The 19,774-nt window shown below is 48.2% G+C and carries 17 protein-coding genes; 7 read left to right on the forward strand and 10 right to left on the reverse strand.

Going from position 1 to position 19,774, the window contains the following annotated elements:
* Positions 1-2 precede the first annotated feature (2 nt).
* The 8 genes from rodA to ACXAFQ_RS08480 all read right to left on the reverse strand — a co-directional run bounded on the left by rodA (position 3) and on the right by ACXAFQ_RS08480 (position 8,812).
* Positions 3-1,118, reverse strand: a complete 1,116-nt coding sequence (gene rodA / locus ACXAFQ_RS08445; protein ID WP_474819970.1) for a rod shape-determining protein RodA — start codon at positions 1,116-1,118, stop codon at positions 3-5.
* The gene (mrdA, locus tag ACXAFQ_RS08450) at positions 1,115-3,028 is read right to left on the reverse strand and encodes a penicillin-binding protein 2 (protein WP_474819973.1); all 1,914 of its coding nucleotides are present in this window, start codon (positions 3,026-3,028) and stop codon (positions 1,115-1,117) included. Before mrdA ends, rodA begins: the two co-directional genes overlap by 4 nt.
* A gap of 2 nt (positions 3,029-3,030) precedes the next feature.
* Positions 3,031-3,501, reverse strand: a complete 471-nt coding sequence (gene rlmH / locus ACXAFQ_RS08455) for a 23S rRNA (pseudouridine(1915)-N(3))-methyltransferase RlmH (protein WP_474819978.1) — start codon at positions 3,499-3,501, stop codon at positions 3,031-3,033.
* Between the two features lie 88 nt (positions 3,502-3,589).
* Positions 3,590-3,907 (reverse strand): ribosome silencing factor, encoded by a 318-nt coding sequence (gene rsfS / locus ACXAFQ_RS08460; RefSeq protein WP_070124181.1) that lies wholly within the window; start codon positions 3,905-3,907, stop codon positions 3,590-3,592.
* A 64-nt stretch (positions 3,908-3,971) separates the two neighbouring features.
* The gene (gene holA / locus ACXAFQ_RS08465) at positions 3,972-5,024 is read right to left on the reverse strand and encodes a DNA polymerase III subunit delta (protein ID WP_474819985.1); all 1,053 of its coding nucleotides are present in this window, start codon (positions 5,022-5,024) and stop codon (positions 3,972-3,974) included.
* Positions 5,025-5,033: 9 nt separating this feature from the next.
* Positions 5,034-5,552 carry an LPS-assembly lipoprotein LptE gene (locus ACXAFQ_RS08470; protein ID WP_474819987.1) on the reverse strand — a complete coding sequence of 173 codons (519 nt, stop codon included), beginning with the start codon at positions 5,550-5,552 and terminating at the stop codon, positions 5,034-5,036.
* Positions 5,552-8,158 carry a leucine--tRNA ligase gene (gene leuS / locus ACXAFQ_RS08475; protein WP_474819991.1) on the reverse strand — a complete coding sequence of 869 codons (2,607 nt, stop codon included), beginning with the start codon at positions 8,156-8,158 and terminating at the stop codon, positions 5,552-5,554. Before leuS ends, ACXAFQ_RS08470 begins: the two co-directional genes overlap by 1 nt.
* Positions 8,159-8,275: 117 nt before the next feature.
* Positions 8,276-8,812 (reverse strand): SRPBCC domain-containing protein, encoded by a 537-nt coding sequence (locus ACXAFQ_RS08480; protein ID WP_474819996.1) that lies wholly within the window; start codon positions 8,810-8,812, stop codon positions 8,276-8,278.
* Between the two features lie 276 nt (positions 8,813-9,088).
* On the opposite strand from ACXAFQ_RS08480, the gene ACXAFQ_RS08485 reads away from it, so the two are divergent.
* Together ACXAFQ_RS08485 and ACXAFQ_RS08490 are read left to right on the forward strand one after the other, a co-directional pair.
* Positions 9,089-11,494 (forward strand): Lon protease family protein, encoded by a 2,406-nt coding sequence (locus ACXAFQ_RS08485; protein ID WP_474819998.1) that lies wholly within the window; start codon positions 9,089-9,091, stop codon positions 11,492-11,494.
* A 19-nt stretch (positions 11,495-11,513) separates the two neighbouring features.
* On the forward strand, positions 11,514-12,599 hold the full coding sequence (locus ACXAFQ_RS08490; RefSeq protein WP_474820001.1) for a DUF2891 domain-containing protein: 1,086 nt from the start codon (positions 11,514-11,516) through the stop codon (positions 12,597-12,599).
* A 47-nt stretch (positions 12,600-12,646) separates the two neighbouring features.
* Here the strand turns inward: ACXAFQ_RS08490 and ACXAFQ_RS08495 are convergent, their stop codons facing one another.
* Both ACXAFQ_RS08495 and yhbY read right to left on the reverse strand, forming a co-directional pair.
* Positions 12,647-13,441, reverse strand: coding sequence for an SDR family NAD(P)-dependent oxidoreductase (locus ACXAFQ_RS08495; RefSeq protein ID WP_474820004.1), 795 nt, complete (start codon positions 13,439-13,441; stop codon positions 12,647-12,649).
* A gap of 91 nt (positions 13,442-13,532) precedes the next feature.
* Positions 13,533-13,829, reverse strand: a complete 297-nt coding sequence (yhbY, locus tag ACXAFQ_RS08500; RefSeq protein WP_474820008.1) for a ribosome assembly RNA-binding protein YhbY — start codon at positions 13,827-13,829, stop codon at positions 13,533-13,535.
* A gap of 459 nt (positions 13,830-14,288) precedes the next feature.
* Here yhbY and ftsH point away from each other — a divergent pair, with 459 nt between their 5' ends.
* The 5 genes from ftsH to secG all read left to right on the forward strand — a co-directional run bounded on the left by ftsH (position 14,289) and on the right by secG (position 19,770).
* Complete coding sequence (gene ftsH / locus ACXAFQ_RS08505) at positions 14,289-16,238, forward strand: ATP-dependent zinc metalloprotease FtsH (RefSeq protein ID WP_474820013.1); 1,950 nt, start codon at positions 14,289-14,291, stop codon at positions 16,236-16,238.
* Positions 16,239-16,335: 97 nt separating this feature from the next.
* Complete coding sequence (gene folP, locus ACXAFQ_RS08510) at positions 16,336-17,178, forward strand: dihydropteroate synthase (protein WP_474820017.1); 843 nt, start codon at positions 16,336-16,338, stop codon at positions 17,176-17,178.
* Between the two features lies 1 nt (position 17,179).
* Positions 17,180-18,523, forward strand: a complete 1,344-nt coding sequence (gene glmM, locus ACXAFQ_RS08515) for a phosphoglucosamine mutase (protein ID WP_474820022.1) — start codon at positions 17,180-17,182, stop codon at positions 18,521-18,523.
* Positions 18,524-18,617: 94 nt separating this feature from the next.
* Positions 18,618-19,364 (forward strand): triose-phosphate isomerase, encoded by a 747-nt coding sequence (gene tpiA, locus ACXAFQ_RS08520; protein WP_474820027.1) that lies wholly within the window; start codon positions 18,618-18,620, stop codon positions 19,362-19,364.
* 10 nt (positions 19,365-19,374) lie between these two features.
* Positions 19,375-19,770 (forward strand): preprotein translocase subunit SecG, encoded by a 396-nt coding sequence (gene secG, locus ACXAFQ_RS08525; RefSeq protein ID WP_474820031.1) that lies wholly within the window; start codon positions 19,375-19,377, stop codon positions 19,768-19,770.
* Positions 19,771-19,774 lie beyond the last annotated feature (4 nt).

Genomic DNA, 19,774 nt, shown 5'->3' on the forward strand with positions numbered 1-19,774 from the left:
GTTTATCGGGATAAGAATCTTTTTTGTGTACCGATTGCCATCAGAATGCCAAAACCTGCCATCAAAGTCACCATTGATGTTCCGCCGAAACTCACCAGCGGCAGGGGCACGCCGACCACAGGCAATAATCCTGACACCATGCCCATGTTTACGAATACATAAACAAAGAAGGTGAGGGTGATAGAGCCTGCTAATAACTTACTGTAGGCGTCCTGCGCCCGATTGGCAATAATCAGCCCGCGGATAATGATAAACAGGTAAATTGCCAGCAGTGCGAGTACGCCAACCAGGCCAAATTCTTCACTGAAAACCGCAAAGATAAAGTCGGTATGGCGTTCTGGCAGAAATTCCAGTTGTGACTGAGTACCTTGCAGCCAGCCTTTGCCTTCGAGGCCGCCAGAGCCAATGGCAATTTGTGACTGAATGATATGGTACCCAGAGCCCAGAGGATCAGATTCGGGATTCAAAAATGTGGTAACCCGTTGTTTCTGATAATCCTGCATCAGGAAAAACCACATAATGGGCGTAAAGCCCCCGGCGAGGGCGGCCACAAACCCGATCAGTTTCCAACTCATTCCGGCAAGGAAAATGGCGAAAATCCCGGAGCTGGCAATCAACAGCGAAGTACCTAAATCAGGCTGTTTGGCAATTAAAATGGTGGGTACGATAACTAGAGCGAAACCAATACCAATCTGCATGAGTTTGGGCGGTAGGGTAAATTTGCTGATGTACCAGGCGACCATCATCGGCACGGCCAATTTCATCAGTTCCGAGGGCTGAAAACGCACAAATTTTAAATCTAGCCAGCGCTGTGCACCTTTGCCCACATCACCAAATAACAGTACAGCTATTAGCATGAGCAATCCTGCGATATACGCGTACGTCGATAAGCGTCGGTAGGCCATGGGCGGCACTTGCGCCATTACAAACATGACGCCCATGGCAATACCCAAGCGGGTGAACTGTCGCTCCATCTGGCCCATATCCTGACCGGATGCTGAGTAGAGGGTGTACAAACCCACCACCATCAACACCAGCAAGCCAAGCAGTAACCAGCCGTCAATATGTAAGCGTTCCAGCAACGTCGATTGATTTTGTTTTAACTGGGTACGTTTCACTGGCCTACCTCCTGGCCTTGCTGCTCAGGGGGAACATAATCTGGGTCCATAAAATCCCGTTCGCGAAAGAAAAAGTCGATAACATGACGGGCTACCGGGGCCGCATTTGAGCTGCCTCCACCGGCGTTTTCTACCACAACGGCAACGGAGACTTCCGGATGTTCAAATGGCGCAAACGCCACATACATAGCGTTGTCACGAAGGTGCTCAGATACTTCTTCTTCTTTGTAAGACTCGTTTTGGGCGACCGAGAACAGCTGGGCCGTACCCGACTTCCCGCCCGACTGATAAGGTGCGTCGGAAAAAGAACGGCGGCCCGTACCTTCTTCGTCGTGATTCACTTTATGCATTGCTTCGAGCATTAAATCCCAGTTTTTCTTTTCCTTTACAGCAATCGGTCGCCAGGTTTTCAACGGTTCTTCAATGACCTCACCCTTATCGCCCATAAAGCCCATAATGATTTGCGGCACGTAGCGCTCGCCATGATTAATCAGTGTATTAATGGCCTGATTCAGTTGGATGGGAGTGGCAGTCCAGTAGCTTTGGCCTATGCCCACAGGAATGGTGTCACCGATATACCAAGGCTGATTAAAGCGCGCTCTTTTCCAGCCTCGACTCGGCATATTGGCATCTGACTCTTCGTACAAATCCACACCCGTATATTCGCCGAAGCCGAATTCAGACATGGACTCGCTAATTCTATCGATACCGAGTTTGTAGGCTAAGTCGTAGTAGAAGGTGTCACAGGATTGCATAACGGCCCGCACCACATTTACCTTGCCATGGCCCCACTTTTTCCAGTCTCGCCACACGTGTTTTACATTGGGTAACCGGTAGCGACCGGTGTCGTTAATGGTGGTTTTCGGGGTGATCACGCCATCTTCCAGACCCACCAGACCCAACAGTGGTTTAATGGTGGACGCGGGGGGATATTGTCCTTGTGTCGCACGGTTGATCAGCGGGCGATCAGGTGAATTTAATAGCGCACTGTAGTTTTTACTGCTTATGCCGTGAACAAATAAGTTGGGGTCGTAACTTGGGCTTGAGTACATGGCCAGTACACCGCCTGTTTGTGGCGAAGATACCACCACGGTACCGCGTTGCCCATTGAGGGATTTTTTCGCCGCCAACTGAAGTGCTAAATCAATATTTAACACAATGTCTTTGCCGGGGACGGGGGGATCAATACTCAATGTGCGGATGATGCGCCCCTGACTGTTTACCTCTACCTGCTGGTAGCCAACCTGACCATGCAGTTCTTCTTCATGATACTTTTCAACGCCAAGCTTTCCGATGTCGTAGGTGGCAGCGTAGTTGGCTTCTTGTCCTGCTTCGACAAGCTTCTGTAAGTCCTTTTTGTTGATTTTCGCCACGTAACCTAACACATGCGTGAGGGTTTCACCGTAGGGGTAGTAACGGGAAAGACGCGCCTCCACAGACACACCGTCATAATGATGTTGTTGTGCAGAAAATAACGCCACTTCCTGTTCACTTAACTGGGTTCGCAGGGTGATGGGTTTGAATCGACGCTGGCCGCGATAGGTTTTTTGAAAATTCTCACGCTCTTCTGGCGTGATGCCCATGAGCGAGGTGAGGCTATCTAACGTCGCTTCCAAATCGTCGACTTCTTCCGGGATAATTTCGAGGCTAAATACCGGGCGGTTTTCAGCCAGCAAAATGCCATTTCGGTCGTAAATAAGGCCGCGATTTGGGGCAATGGGTAATACCTTGATACGGTTGCCGTTCGATCGTGTCTGGTACGCATCGTGTTTTTCTACCTGTAAGACATACAGATTACTCACTACAATGCCGAGCATGGCTATAACGATAAGCAGCGAAACCGCAGCCCGGCGGGCAAACAGGTTAGCTTCAGCTGAGTGATCACGAATAGCCTGACGTTTACGGGCCATGGCTACTCTCTGTGGTAAGGGTGATTTTGAGTGACTGACCAGGCGCGGTACAGGCTCTCAGCAACAATGATGCGCACTAATGGATGGGGAAGGGTGAGATTCGATAAAGACCAACGCTGTTCAGAAGCCGCAATGCATTCTGGCGCCAGACCTTCAGGACCACCAATTAATAAGCTGACATCCCGGCCGTCCATTTTCCAGGCGTCGAGTTGACGCGCGAGTTGCGGGGTATCCCAGGGTTTACCGGTCACTTCCAACGTTACAATGCGGTTGCCTTTGGGTATTGCAGCCAGTGTTGCTTCGCCTTCTTTTTGCAAAATACGAGGTATATCGGCATTTTTACCCCGTTTGCCGGCAGCGATTTCTGTAAAACTCACCGGCATATCGGCAGGAAAGCGTCGGATAAATTCATCCACACCTTTGGTTACCCAATCCGGCATTTTCGTTCCGACTGCTACAATCTGTATTTTCACCGTTCTACAACTTCCCGGTTTTTCGTTAGCTACTGAAAACAACGAGCAAAAACAAAAACGGGAAAATGCTTTCCCGTTTTCGTTAAGATTAACCCCAGAGTTTTTCTAACTGATAGAAATCGCGGGCTTCGTCTTGCATCACGTGAACGATAATGTCGCCTAAATCTACCAGTACCCATTCACCGGTTTCTTTACCTTCCACGCTTAACGGAGCGTGACCGGCATTTTTGGTTTCAACATGCAGATTATCTGCGATGGCCATAACATGGCGCTTTGAATTACCGGAACAGATGATCATCAAATCGGTAATTGATGATTTACCGCTTACATCAAGTTCGATGATGTCGCGGGCCTTCATGTCGTCAATCTTATCTAACACGAATTGTTTGAACTGATTACTGTCCAAAAGTTCTCCTCAAATCACACAAAAATTAGTTTTTGGTTACATCTAAACTATAGCGAAGTTTAACTTAAATCCCACCAGTAGGCGAAAGGGCATATTCCATTACCGGCAGGTGACCTAGTGGTACGCCCATAAACAGCATACAAAGATGCGCAAGTTTTACGTAGGGACGTACAACGGTGTTTTGCTTAAAGGCGAGATCAGCTTGTTCGAGTTCCTGGCGAATGTGCTTCATCTGCGCGGGTGTAAGCCTATTCAACGCCGACTGGTAAACCGCCTGGCGGTTTTTCCATATGCCCAATTTCATCCACTGAATTTGTTGCCCCGATTTTAACTGGTCCTGTAATAGGGTTAGCGTTTGCCATTCCCGCACCAGCGCCCAAATCAAAATATTCGGCTCAATACCTTCACTTTCCAGGCGATAGAGCATCTTAATACAACGCTGCTGTTCTCCACCTAGCATGACATCCACCAACTGAAACACGTTAAAACGGGATTGATCCACAATCGCCGCTTCCACTTGTTCTGGGGTGATGGTTTGCCCTGAAAACACTAACGACAGTTTTTGAATTTCCTGACTGGCCGCGAGCATATTGCCTTCACACATGTCGGCAATCATGCGAACGCACGCTGCATCTGCGTTAAGTTTAGCTTGCTGAAGTTGCTGCTGAATCCAACTGTTGAGGTTGTTGCCTTCGAGGGGATAGCAGATACTGTGCACGCCAATGTCGTCCAATACCTTGAACCACTTACCTTTTTGAACGTCTTTTCCAATGCGAGGACCGTGCACCAAAAGCAGTATGTCCTGGCCCAGGTTGGGCGCAATGGCTTGCAAGGTTTGACTGCCTTCGGTGCCTGGTTTACCGGTTGGCAATTCCAGCTCTATTAATTGCTGAGAGGCAAATAGTGACAACGATTGTGTTGACTCAATAAGCTGACTCCAGCTGAAGCCACTATCGGCAACAAACACGGTACGTTCGGTAAAACCTTCCGCTTTGGCTTTTTCCCGCAGCGCTTCAATCATTGAAAATTTCTGTTGTGGTTCATCACCAAACAGCAGGTAGCAAGGCTTTAAACCTCGCTGTAATTCCTGATTAAAACGGTTGGGGTAGACTTGCATAATGCGCCGTTATTCCGCGACAGCGCGGGTTGACTGGCTGGCTATACGTCGAATAATCTTGTCGGCAGCCTCTTCACGCATCTCGCTGAGTACCAATTCGAGTTCTCTGGACTTTGCAAGAACCTGCTGAGGATCGTCCTGATAGTCTCGAAGCACTTCAAAATAGGCGGGCAGGGGCGCTTTACCGGGGAACGTCACAGTGTAACGTACCCCGTAAATCAGCTCATATTCCGCTACCTGACCAGTAGCAAACAACGATAGCAGTCGGCGTTCTAATTGTTCAGGCTGAATATCAATGAGCACCGCCATATTTTCAGAAGGGCTGTCTTTCAGGTTGCCACCTTTCAGATTATAAACTGACAGTTGCTTTTTCAGTGCACGGGCAAGCGGCGCATGGGACTGCGCGGATGTCACTGCCACATAGTTCACCGTGGGCGGCAAGGTTTCGTTGCCGCGTAGGTGGAAGCCACAGCCGGTAAGTACCAGCGTGGCAGCAGCGAAAAACAGACCTCTGACTAGTGCTTTCATTAGTTCGCCACAATGTTCACAAGTTTACCGGGAACAACGATTATTTTACGCACGGTTTTTCCATCGATAAATTGTTGTACGTTTTCCTGAGCCAGCGCATCGGCCTCGATGGCGTCTTTCGCGGCATCAGCGGCGACAGTAATTTTCGCACGCACTTTACCGTTAACCTGTACCACGATGAGTTTTTCATCTTCCACCAGGGCTTTTGCGTCGGCTTGTGGCCAGCCAGACTGTTCAACCGGCGTGGTATGACCCAGTGCCTGCCACAGGCTGTGACTGATGTGTGGTGTGATTGGGTTAAGCAGGCGAAGCACTGATTCAATTGCTTCGCGCATGACGGCGTGGTCTGTGTCGCTTTCTTGTGGTGCTTTTTGTAGGTGGTTAAGCAGTTCCATCACCGCTGCTACAGCCGTGTTGAAAGTTTGACGACGACCTAAATCATCAGACACCTTAGCGATGGTCTTATGCACTTCACGACGCAGTGCTTGTTGATCTTTTGATAGAGCAGAAGCATCTACCGCAGCTGGGCTGTCACACGCTTCTAGGTGTTCATTAACCAGCTTCCAGATACGTCGAAGGAACCGGTTAGCCCCTTCAACACCTGAGTCTACCCATTCCAGTGTTTGCTCTGGTGGCGCGGCGAACATGGTGAACAGACGTACGGTATCGGCACCGTATTGGTCGATAACAGCTTGTGGATCGATACCGTTGTTTTTCGATTTCGACATTTTGGTCATGCCGCCATGCTCAACCGGCGTGCCGTCTTCTGTCAGCCAGGCCTTAACAATACGCCCTTTGTCGTCTTTCTCGGTGGAAACGGCCAGCGGTGAATACCAGGTTTTCTTGCCGGCTTCGTCTTCACTGAAGTATGAATCGGCCAGTACCATGCCCTGACACAGCAGGCGCTTAAACGGCTCGTCAGAATCAACTAAACCTTCGTCACGCAATAACTTGTGGAAGAAGCGTGAGTAAAGCAGGTGAAGAATGGCGTGTTCGATACCACCTATATACTGATCAACCGGCAGCCAGTAGTTTGCCTGGGTAGGATCGAGCATGGCATCGCCATTTTGCGCACAGCTGTAGCGAGCGTAGTACCACGACGATTCCATAAAGGTGTCGAAAGTGTCAGTTTCACGGAGCGCTGGCTCGCCATTAAACGTGGTTTTCGCCCACTCCGGATCGGCTTTAATCGGTGAGGTAACGCCATTCATTTCAACGTCTTCAGGCAGTACCACCGGTAACTGGTCTGCCGGAACCGGAACACTTTCACCGTTTTCCAGGTTCAGCATGGGAATAGGCGCACCCCAATAACGCTGACGGCTTACGCCCCAGTCGCGCAAACGGTAGTTAACTTTACGTGTGCCACATCCAGCAGCTTCCAGCTTATCGGTAATGGCGTTAAACGCGTCTTCAAATGCCAAACCATCAAATTCGCCAGAATGAATCAATGTGCCTTTTTCGGTATAAGCAGATTCAGCCAGATCACACGCGCTCTCAGCACCTTCCGCAGGAGCAATAACCTGTTTAATCGGTAAGTCGTACTTGGTGGCAAATTCCCAGTCGCGCTGGTCGTGGCCAGGTACTGCCATCACTGCGCCAGAGCCGTAACCCATCAGCACGAAGTTGGCTACCCACACTGGCACCTCTTCACCCGTTAATGGGTGAATGGCTGTCAGGCCCGTATCACAACCTTTCTTCTCCATCGTGGCCAGTTCCGCTTCTGCCACTTTGGTGTTTTTGCATTCTTCAATAAATGCCGCCAGCGCAGGGCTATTCTTTGCAGCAAACTCAGCAATTGGGTGCTGCGCCGCAACGCCAACGTATGTTACACCAAAAAAGGTGTCTGGACGGGTGGTGTAAACGGTCAGTTCTTCCACATCGCCAGCCGGCGTGGTCAGCTTAAAGGTGATTTCTGCGCCTTCAGAACGGCCAATCCAGTTCGCTTGCATGGCACGAACCTGATCTGGCCACTCTTCCAGTTTCTCCAGATCAGCAAGCAGCTCTTCGGCGTAATCGGTGATTTTGATAAACCACTGCGGAATTTCTTTTTGTTCTACCAGTGCACCAGAGCGCCAGCCACGGCCATCGATAACCTGCTCGTTAGCCAGTACAGTTTGGTCAACCGGGTCCCAGTTCACCGTTGCATTTTTCTTATATACCAAGCCTTTTTCATACAGGCGGGTGAAGAACCATTGTTCCCAGCGGTAGTAATCTGGTTTACAGGTGGCCACTTCACGGTCCCAATCGTAACCGAAACCCAGCGACTTAAGCTGACGTTTCATGTATTCAATATTTGAATAGGTCCAGTTAGCGGGCGCGGTATTGTTATTAATGGCGGCATTTTCTGCAGGCAGGCCAAAAGCATCCCAGCCCATAGGTTGCAGTACATTTTTACCCTGCATTCGCTGGAAGCGGCTTATTACGTCACCAATGGTGTAGTTCCGCACGTGACCCATGTGCAAACGTCCACTTGGGTAGGGAAACATGGACAGACAGTAGAATTTTTCTTTGTCGTTATCTTCTACAGCTTTGAATGATTGGTTTTGATCCCAGTATTGCTGGACATCTTGTTCAATTTGTTTGGGATTGTAATGATTTTCGGCCATTGTGAATAAGGCTTCCGCGTTGGTAGTAAACTCTTCGTGATTAGCCGCATAGAATAACCCACGGCCATAGACGCCCACAATAGTCAGGCGGTCTTTTTATCCTTATCTGGTGGGAATTTAGTCAGTTTCGTCTGGTTGAAGGAAATCAGCGAGGGCCTGAAGCTGTAATCCCTGCACATGATCGACTATCGGCGCGAGTTCAGCGTATCCGGAATCCGTGTATCCTTGAACATGATAGCGCAGGGCGATTGTGGTGGCGCCGGGTACATCCTTCGATTTGCCAAATTGCCAGTCTAGTGCACCGTACATGCCCATGCCTTGAAGTGGGCCGAGGCCTCCGGTCATACGCAAGGTTTTTACCGGGTCAACAAATACCACACGCATATGCTCTGCCGACCGCGCATCGCGGGTTTCACAAAAGCAGCCTCCTGCAGTGGCCGCTAGGGAGAACGTACCATTCCACCAACTGTGGTCTTTGGGCCACCATTTATCGACATCATCGGTAAGGGCATGCCATGACTGCTCGGGCGTCGCATTTACCGTCACCGTGTTAGATACCACAAAACCATTGTCAGCTACCGATTCCAGGCTCGCGTTGGCAATTGGTGCAAGAAATAAAATAAATATGAAAAAAATTCCTGCTACAGCCTTCATACATTGTCCCTCTTGGTGAGTTTTGTTGGTTATTTAATCTTATTTTTTGACATTAAAGCGCAAAAGTAGCGCTGATTCATCACGATTTTGACCTGAGTGGTGAAAATAATCACTTTTGGCCGGTTTTTGGTTTGACAGTGGGGATCTTTCGCGCTTCACTAGCCTTAAAATTGTGTCTGAACGTATGTGTAGCAAGGTGTTGCTGAGCCGGAACGAAAAAATTCCGGTCGACAGGTAAGTTCAACCGAAATATAAAATGAACACTAGCAGGAAGTTATGACCGACTCGAGTACGCCACGCGCAGTGCAAGCATTGCAAGCACCCTCTCTTTCTCCCGAATTGAATCGTCGGCAAATTAATCAAGCGCTCAAAGATAGCGAAGCAGTCAATACCTCTTTCATCGGCCAGGAACGGGCGAGAGAAGCCTTGTCTTTTGGGCTTGGTGTGAAAACCCGAGGATATAATCTTTATGTAATGGGCGAACCCGCCACGGGCCGTTTTACCCTGGTAAAAGATTATATTGAACGACAGGTGGCAAGTTTACCGGCGCCTGAAGATTGGGTTTACCTGAATAATTTTGATGAAGAACGTGAACCCGCGGTACTGAGAATGGCACCGGGTGAAGGAAAAGCGTTGGTGAAAGACATCAGTAATCTTATTGATGATTTACTTGATACCTTTCCTGCAGCTTTCGACAATCCTGGCTATCAGCGTCAGAAGTCGGCCATTTCCCGGGATTTTGAACGCCGATACGATGAAGCCATTGATGCCGTTGAGCGTTACGCACAGGCCAATGATGTGGCGCTATACGACGAATCAAATGCTATCACCTTTGCTCCCATTGTTAACGGTAAGCCCATCACCGATGAAGAATTCGCCGTACTCGACGATGAAAAGCGCCAGTATTTTTACGATTTAATTGCCGATTTAGAAAATCGGCTGAGCGAGAGCTTATTAGGATTACCCGCCTGGAAGCGGGAAAGTTCTGAACGGGTACGCCAGCTTAATAAAAAGACAGCTGAGCAGGGGATTCGCCCGTTGCTCAAAGTCCTAGAGCACAAATACGCGGGCCAACTGGGTGTGTTGAAAACCTTGCGGCATATGCGTTCTCATTTGGTCGATACCATCGTGTCTTTACTGGCCGAAGAAAGCAAAGACGAAAAACCTGATGAACTGGACCGTCGCCTGTACCTGGAAGAACTTTATTTACCCAATGTGCTGGTTGGTCATCAACTCGAAGATGGTGCGCCGGTTGTCTACGAGCCAAATCCCACGTATCAGAATCTGTTTGGTAAAATTGAATATACTAATCTTCACGGCAGTGTTTATACCAACTATCGGATGATTCGTGCGGGAGCAATTCACCGCGCTAACGGGGGTTATCTACTGCTCGATGTGGATCAGGTGATTGAACAGCCCTTCGTGTGGGACGCATTGAAATTGGCGATTAAATCCGGTTCTATAAAAATGGATTTACCGCAACAAGATGTGGGCATGGTGAATGCCATTACATTGAACCCGCAACCGGTTGATCTTGATGTAAAGGTGATCCTGCTCGGTTCCCGTGATCTGTACTACACATTGCAGGATTACGATGACGAGTTTGATGAGCTTTTCCGGGTGCTGGTGGATTTCGATTACGAAATTCCGGTAACCCGCCAGTCTGTCTTCGATTTTGTCGGCAAGGTTCGTCATCAGGTTGAGCAAATCGGTATGACGGGCATTTCTTCTAAAGCTATGTACCGACTGGTGGAATACTCATTGCGCATGGCAGAACATCAGCAAAAATTTTCTGCCCACTTTGCCGAAGTTATCGAGCTCATTAATGAGGCGCACTATTTTGCATCTCAACAGCAAAATACCCACCTAGAACTGGATCATATTGAAATTGCGCTAAATGCGAAAAAACGCCGCACTGGCCGGGTAAGTCATGCGCTATTAAATGATATCAAGGAAGGCCACGTATTGATTGCTACGGAAGGTAAAGCGGTGGGTAAGGTGAATGGCCTGACGGTGCTGGAAGTGGGAGGAACGGCATTTGGTACGCCCGCTCGTATCACAACCACCGTTTATGCAGGGGCAAATGGGGTGGTGGATATTGAACGTGAGGTAGAATTAGGGCAGCCAATTCACTCTAAAGGTGTGATGTTGCTAACGGGCTATCTCGGCAATAAATACGCCCAGCACTTCCCGCTAACGCTGTCTGCCAACATTGCCCTTGAGCAATCCTATGGTCATATCGATGGTGATAGTGCCTCGCTGGCGGAACTCATAGCACTGATCTCGGCCCTCACTGAAATACCCGCTACCCAATCACTGGCCGTGACAGGTTCAATTAACCAGTATGGTGAAGTGCAGGCCGTGGGCGGCGTTAATGAAAAAATTGAAGGGTATTTCGACCTTTGCTTGCATCGTGGCCTGACCGGCGATCAGGGGGTTGTGATCCCGGCATCCAATGCAATTAATCTCGTGCTAGATAAAGCGGTGATTGATGCAGTGAAAAAAGGGCAGTTTCATATTTATACCGTGGCAACGGTGGATGATGCTATTACGCTGCTCATGCAGAAAGAAGCGGGCACAATGACTGCCAGAGGCCGCTATAAGAAGAACACGGTTAACTACCATGCGGTGAATCGCCTTTACAATATTGCCCTCATCGTGAATGGTGGAGACGATGAATAAATAATAACAAGGAACATTGATGTCATTGAAATTCTGGACCCGCGCTTTTGTTGTCACTTCTGCGTCTGTTTGGTCCACCTTAACGTTTGCAAACACCCCATCGTTAACTGTTGAAGAAGCCAGCCGTCTAGCGGCTATGCCTTTACATTGCACCCAGGTTGAGTACCCCAATAAACTCAACCAGGTGCTGGCTGACGACCAATACCTGAAGGGGCCCAAAGCGTTGCATCCCGCCTTTTACGGGTGTTTTGACTGGCATTCGAGCGTGCACGGCCATTGGATGATAGTAAATTTGCTGCGTCATTTCCCCACGATCAGTGAAGGGCCGGCAATTCGTGAAATCCTCAAAACCAACATAACACAAGCGAACATTGAGCAAGAGGTGGCTTATTTCCACACGCCTGAAAACGCCAACTATGAGCGCACTTATGGTTGGGCTTGGTTATTGGTGCTGGCTGCGGAACTTCATCAATGGGACGACCCGTTAGCCAGAGAGCTGGAAACGAACCTGGCTCCGCTCACCACATTGATGGTGGAAAAGTTCGAGGGTTTTCTACCTAAATTAGTTTACCCCATTCGCACTGGGGAACACCCCAACACGGCGTTCGGGTTATCACTGGCTTACGACTACGCTCAGGTTGTGGGTGATAAAGAACTTGCCGCTTTAATCACCCATCGTGCCAGCGATTGGTATGCGACTGATAAACAATGTCCGCTGTCATGGGAACCTAATGGGTTTGACTTTCTGTCTCCTTGCTTTGAAGAACTCAACTTGATGCGCAAAGTCATGGATGAGAAAACATTCTTAACCTGGGCTGACTCGTTCTTACCTCACTTGCGTGACAAAGCGTTTACACTGGCACCTGCAAAAGTGGGCGATCGTAGCGATGGTAAGCTGGTACATCTTGACGGTTTGAACTTCAGTCGTGCGTGGACGTTCTACGGGATGGCAAAAGCCTTTCCAGCCACTTATGGTCATTTAAAAGCGGTGGGCGATACCCACGTTAATTCTGCATTACCTTCTGTAGTCGACAACAATTACCAGGGAACGCATTGGTTGGGTAGCTTTGCGGTGTATGCATTGCAACAGCGTGAAGGGCTTTAGCACAGTCGAAAATCAATATAAGGAAAGGGGAAGGTCATTCCCCTTTTTTATTTCGGTGGCATACGTAATGCGCCGTCCAATCTGATGGTTTCCCCATTAATGTAACTATTCTCAGCAATATGCATGACCAAGTGAGCGAATTCTTCAGGCAAGCCCAGCCTTTTCGGGAAGGGCACATTGGCAGCAAGTGCGCTCTGCACCTCCTCTGGCATTGCAAGAAGCATGGGGGTTCCCATTATTCCCGGCGCGATAGCGTTTACCCGAATTGCGCTGGCGGATAAGTCGCGCGCCATGGGGAGCGTCAAGCCGACAATCGCCGCTTTGCTGGATGCGTACGCGGTTTGGCCTATCTGACCTTCATAGCCAGCAATAGACGCAGTGTTAATAATGACACCTCGCTCACCTTGCGCATCAGGTTGTTGTGCTGCCATTGTCTGTGCTACCAACCGGGCCACGTTAAACGTACCAATAAGGTTAATATTAATCACATTGGTAAAGTGAGACAGGGCGACCGCTTCACCGTCACGATTGAGCAAACGTTTTGCAGGTGCGATGCCTGCACAATTAACACAAAGGTTAATGTGTCCGACTATTTGTTTAAATTCAGTAAGTGCACCGGCAACCTGATGTTCATCACAAACATCAACGGCAAAAAAATGTGCGAGAGGGCCCAGTTTTGCTGCGGCTCCACTACCGGCATCCTGGTTGATATCGAAAAGGGCGACACGATAGCCATGTTGACACAGTCGTTGTGCAGTTGCGAAACCTAGCCCTGAGCTGCCACCGGTAATAACAGCTGCCATTGGCGTTGTTTCTGAAGGGGGATTAACTTTTTCCACCATATTGAGTCCTGATAAACGTTTACGTTAACGTAAGTTTACCTCGGACCAATATGTTTACAAAGTTGTTACAAATGATTCAGCGAAAACAGAATTATTGTTTTGGCAACTGAATTTTACGCTCTTCGCTTGGACGGAACAGAATAAGTACATGGCCAATAGCCTGTACCTTTACAGACTCGGTCTCTCGAATGATGGCGTCCATGATGAGTGCTTTTTCTTCTTTGTCGTCTGTCGGCACTTTCACTTTGATCAGTTCGTGATGTGAAAGGGCATGGTCAATTTCAGCCACAACGCCCTCAGTGAGTCCATTCGCGCCGAGTTGTACGACAGGTTTCATAGAGTGGGCCAGGCCCTTGAGGAATTGTTTCTGTTTATTTGAAAGTTTCATTTATTCGGATTTCTTACAATTAAAAATAGGTTACGTCTTGAATTTACGTATTCTAACGCCATCTTCGACACAATCCCAATGACATTCCTCCGGAATGCCAAAAAATAAGCAAACGGTGCAGATGTTAAGCTGTTTTAGCGGATGTTTATGGGAAAGTTGTGATAATGAAGTCTTCTTAATCTGACTTTTGAACACAATGGGCGGTCAGCACGTAGTGATTACGATGTGATCAGCTTAATTCACCTTGCACGTTTGACGCCTCGGTTTCGCTGTGTATTAGGTGGCTACAGGCATTATTTTGTAGTAGGCTGTAATTTGACGAAGTAAGGATCGCATTTCGTACGGAAACAAAGGGAAGGCAAAGCGTTATGGTAGAGCATTTGCTTATTTATCAAAGCGTGACGGGCATTTAATTGTCATTAGTCCCCGGATGTTCCGGTTTTTTTAGAGGTTAATAGCTTGAGCGATATGGCAAAAAATTTAATTTTATGGTTGGTTATCGCCGTTGTCCTGATGTCGGTTTTTCAGAGTTTTTCTCCTGGTGAATCGACAAAAGACCAAACGGATTACACAACATTCCTGAAAGAAGCGAATCAGGGAAATATCCGTGAAGTTCGTATCAACAGTGATGCGAAGGAAATTCGCGGTACCAGACGTAGTGGCGAATCTTTCGTTACCTATATCCCGTATTTTGATGACCAGCTTATTTCTGACTTGGTGAAGAAAGATGTGCGTGTATTAGGTGTGCCACCTGAACAGCCTTCTATTCTTACTTCCATTTTCATTTCATGGTTCCCCATGTTACTGCTTATCGCCGTGTGGATTTTCTTCATGCGTCAGATGCAGGGCGGCGGTGGCCGTGGCGCCATGTCATTCGGCAAGAGTAAGGCGCGCCTGCTTGGTGAAGATCAAATTAAAACGACGTTTGCTGATGTCGCAGGTTGTGATGAAGCCAAAGAAGACGTGGTAGAGCTGGTAGATTTCCTGCGCGATCCTTCCAAGTTCCAGAAACTAGGCGGTAAAATTCCTAAAGGCGTACTAATGGTCGGTCCTCCGGGAACCGGTAAAACGCTGCTGGCGAAGGCCATTGCAGGTGAAGCGAAAGTACCGTTCTTCTCTATTTCTGGTTCTGACTTCGTTGAAATGTTTGTGGGTGTGGGTGCCTCGCGTGTTCGTGACATGTTCGAACAAGCGAAGAAAGCCGCGCCTTGTATCATTTTCATTGATGAAATCGATGCCGTAGGTCGTCAGCGTGGTGCTGGACTAGGTGGTGGTCACGACGAGCGTGAGCAAACCTTGAACCAAATGCTGGTTGAAATGGATGGTTTTGAAGGTCACGAAGGTATTATCGTTATTGCCGCGACCAACCGTCCTGATGTACTTGACCCTGCATTATTGCGTCCTGGTCGTTTCGACCGTCAGGTAATTGTTGGTCTGCCGGACATCCGTGGACGTGAGCAAATCCTGAAAGTACACATGCGCAAGGTGCCAATTGGCGACAATGTGGAAGCGGCGGTTATCGCTCGTGGTACACCTGGTTTCTCCGGTGCTGATCTTGCCAATCTGGTTAATGAAGCGGCCCTATTCGCAGCTCGTGCGAATAAACGCTTGGTTGCCATGGAAGAGTTCGAAAAAGCAAAAGACAAAATCATGATGGGCGCAGAGCGTAAGTCTATGGTGATGTCTGAGAACGAAAAAGCCATGACGGCTTACCACGAAGCGGGTCACGCCATTGTGGGTCGTTTAGTGCCAGAGCATGATCCTGTTTATAAAGTGTCCATTATTCCTCGTGGCCGTGCATTGGGTGTAACCATGTATCTGCCTGAGCAGGATCGTGTTAGCCATTCTAAACAGCATCTTGAAAGTATGATCTCAAGTCTGTTTGGTGGTCGTATTGCCGAGCAAATCATCTATGGCGATGACATGGTAACAACAGGTGCGTCAAACGACATTGAGCGTGCAACCGAAATTGCTCGCAAGATGGTGACGCAGTGGGGTCTGTCTACCAAAATGGGCCCAATGTTGTACGCAGAAGATGAAGGTGAAGTTTTCTTAGGCAAGTCAATGTCTAAAGCTTCCCACATGTCTGATGACACGGCTCGTGCCATCGACGCTGAAGTGAAGTCTTTCATCGATTCTAACTACGACCGTGCATACAAAATTTTGGAAGAGAATATTGATATTCTGCACTCCATGAAAGATGCACTAATGAAGTATGAAACCATCGACGCCAAACAAATTGACGATCTGATGGCACGCCGTGACGTTCGTCCACCTTCTGATTGGGATGATCGTGCGCCGAAAGGTGGCGATACGCCTCCAGGTGGAAAGCCTGCTCGCGAGGGTGAAATTACCGATGATGGTTTAAATAAACCCTCGGTAGGAAAGCCCGGCGACCTGCCAAGCTAAAAAGCTAAAAGCGCCAGTTTCTACTGGCGCTTTTTGTTTTACCCCCACAAATCCTCTTGTGTTTTCCTGAATATATTCATAATGATAGATATACGTTATGCACTTTAAACATACCGAAATAGACCTCTCTCTTGCCCGTGTAATGGGTATACTCAATGTCACACCGGATTCCTTCTCTGATGGAGGAAAACACAATACGGTTGAAAAGGCCTGCGCCCACGCGCATGCCATGGTAGAAGCCGGTGCAACCTTTATTGATATAGGGGGCGAGTCTACTCGTCCTGGCGCGCCAGAAGTGTCTGAGCAAGAAGAGCTGGATAGAGTGATACCGGTAATTGAAAGATTAGCGGGTCAAACCGAAGCGGTAATTTCTGTAGACACCAGCAAAGCTGCTGTAATTCGTGAATCGGTTAACGCCGGGGCAGGGTTAATTAATGACGTTCGCGCTCTGCAGGAGCAAGGAGCACTTGAGGTTTCAGCGGCAGCGGGTGTGCCTGTGTGTTTGATGCATATGCAGGGACAACCTGATTCAATGCAGGCATCGCCGGAATACACGGATATTGCAGATGAAGTGATCAATTTTTTGCTTGAGCGGGTAGATGCTTGCAATCAAGCGGGTATTGATGATGCAAACATTATCCTCGACCCTGGTTTTGGTTTTGGTAAAACCCTGGACCATAATTATCAGCTGCTGGCTGAAATGCACCGTGTTCAGCATTTAGGTTACCCGCTATTAGTGGGAATGTCGCGAAAATCAATGATAGGTCAGTTGCTCAATAAGCCGACTGAACAGCGTCTGGCAGGGAGTCTTGCATTAGCAACGATTTCGGCACAAATGGGCGCAAAAATTATTCGTGTTCACGATGTAGAAGAAACCGTGGATGCGATAAAAATAGTAAACAAGATTCAACAAATTCAAAAGATAATCCAAGGAGCCTGAAATGGGTCAGCGCAAATATTTTGGTACAGATGGTATTCGGGGAAAGGTAGGGGAAAGTGCTATCAACCCTGAATTTGTCACCAAATTGGGCTGGGCTGCCGGAAAAATACTGGCGGGTCACGGTACGAATAAAGTGCTTATCGGTAAGGACACGCGAATTTCTGGTTACATGCTGGAATCTGCGTTAGAGGCTGGTTTGTCAGCAGCCGGTATTAATATAGGCTTGTTAGGCCCGATGCCAACACCTGCTATTGCCTACCTCACTAAAACTTTCCGTTCCGAAGCGGGTATCGTAATTTCTGCTTCCCATAATCCTTATTATGACAATGGAATTAAGTTCTTCTCCGCTGATGGTTATAAACTGGATGATGATATTGAGCTGGCTATTGAAGCCATGATGGATAAGCCAATGACTTGCGTGGCTTCCAATCAGTTAGGTAAAGCCACGCGGATCAACGACGCGGCAGGTCGCTATATTGAATTCTGTAAAGGGTCATTTCCTTCTGACTTGTCTCTTAAAGGCATGAAGATTGTTGTCGATTGCGCCCATGGTGCCACTTACCATATTGCGCCAAATGTGTTGTCTGAGCTCGGTGCTGAAGTCATCGAAATTGGTACCAAGCCCGATGGGTTGAATATCAACGACAAAGTTGGCGCTACCAGTATGAAGGCCACCGTTGAAAAAGTACTGGAAACAGGAGCCGACCTTGGCTTTGCCCTCGATGGCGACGGCGACCGTATTATGTTGGTTGATCACTTAGGTAATGTGCTTGATGGTGACCAAATCCTTTACATCATTGCCCGCGACGCACTGAAGTCAGGTCGATTGTCTGGTGGTGTAGTGGGAACACTTATGAGTAACCTGGGTCTTGAAGTCGCACTGAGCAAACTGAGTATTCCATTCGCCAGAAGTGCGGTAGGCGACCGATACGTCATGGAGTTGCTGCAACAAAAAGGGTGGGCAATTGGTGGTGAGAATAGCGGTCATGTGCTTAACCTCAATATTGCATCAACAGGTGACGGTATTGTCGCAGGCCTTCAGGTTATCACCGCGATGTTGCGTTCAGGTATGGACTTGCACGATCTTAGTGGTGGCTTCGAGAAGTTCCCACAGAAACTGATTAACGTGCGCTATGAAGAAAGCGCATCGAATCCCCTCGAAAACCAGGCTGTCAAAGACTCGGTAACAGAAGCCGAAGCATCACTGGGTAAATCCGGGCGCGTATTGCTGCGTAAGAGTGGTACAGAACCGTTGATCCGGGTTATGGTTGAGTCTGATGATGAGATGCAATCTCTGAAATGGGCTGAATTTATCGCCGATGCTGTACGTAAAGTGGCCAATTGATTGATTCATCGAAAATAATGTGTTTTTGGGACTTGTATAATAGAGCGGGAATCGTTAATATCACGCCCGCTTCGAGACAGGGCTAGGTCTTATTGTGAATATGAACAAAAGAAAGCTTCTGGTTGCAGGCAACTGGAAAATGAACGGAACCCGTTCTTTAGTAAAAGAATTTATCAAAGAGTTTGATACTAAAGTTTTATCCTTAATGGATGTAGCATTATGTCCACCGAGTATTCTGATAGCGGAATTCTCAGAGGGTGAAATCCCAGTTGGAGCTCAGGATGTAAGTGCTTGCGACAACGGTGCTCACACAGGTGATTTATCCGTTTCAATGCTCAACGATTTTGAGTGCAAGTATTGCATCGTTGGCCACTCTGAACGCAGAGATGACCACGGCGAATCGAGTGAATTAGTGGCTGAAAAGGCGGCTAAATTAATCGAAGCAGGTATAACACCCATTATTTGTTGCGGTGAGCCGCTCTCAGTAAGAGAAGCGGGCAAAGTTAACGAGTATGTGGAAGCGCAGCTTAAAGCCGTGTTCGACCGCATTCCGGTATCGCAACTCGGTGATGCAGTTATTGCTTATGAGCCTATCTGGGCCATCGGCACAGGTGTAACGGCATCGCCACAGGAAGCGCAGGATGTTCACGCATTCATTCGTCAGTTTATCGCTTCCTACGATGGTAAGCTCGCTGATTCCATGCAAATCCTGTATGGTGGCAGTGTAAAACCAGATAACGCGAAAGAGTTGTTCGGCCAAGCTGATATAGACGGTGGTCTTATTGGTGGCGCGAGCCTCAAAGCGAAAGATTTTAATGCAATCTGCCAAGCGGCATATTGACGAGGATATTATGTTATACGAAGTGCTTTTAGTCGCTTACCTGATTGTAGCGCTGATGCTTATTGGTTTCGTTCTTATCCAACAGGGTAAAGGCGCAAACATGGGGGCTTCATTCGGTAGTGGCGGTTCAAACACCGTATTCGGTTCAAGTGGTTCTGGTAATTTTATGACCAAAACAACATCGATACTGGCTACGCTGTTTTTTGTACTGAGTTTATTTTTAGGTAACATCACTGCAAATGCAGAAAAACAAGGTGATAGCTGGGATGATTTAGAAGTTCCAGCCGCTGAACAACAAGCGCCAGTGGCTCCTGTTGATGATGTACCTGCTGTAGATGCTTCAGATGTTCCTGTATCTGACGTACCAGCAACGGATAGTGCTGAAAGCGATATCCCAAGTAATTAATTAA

Source organism: Alteromonas sp. ABH2_165, assembly GCF_056159945.1.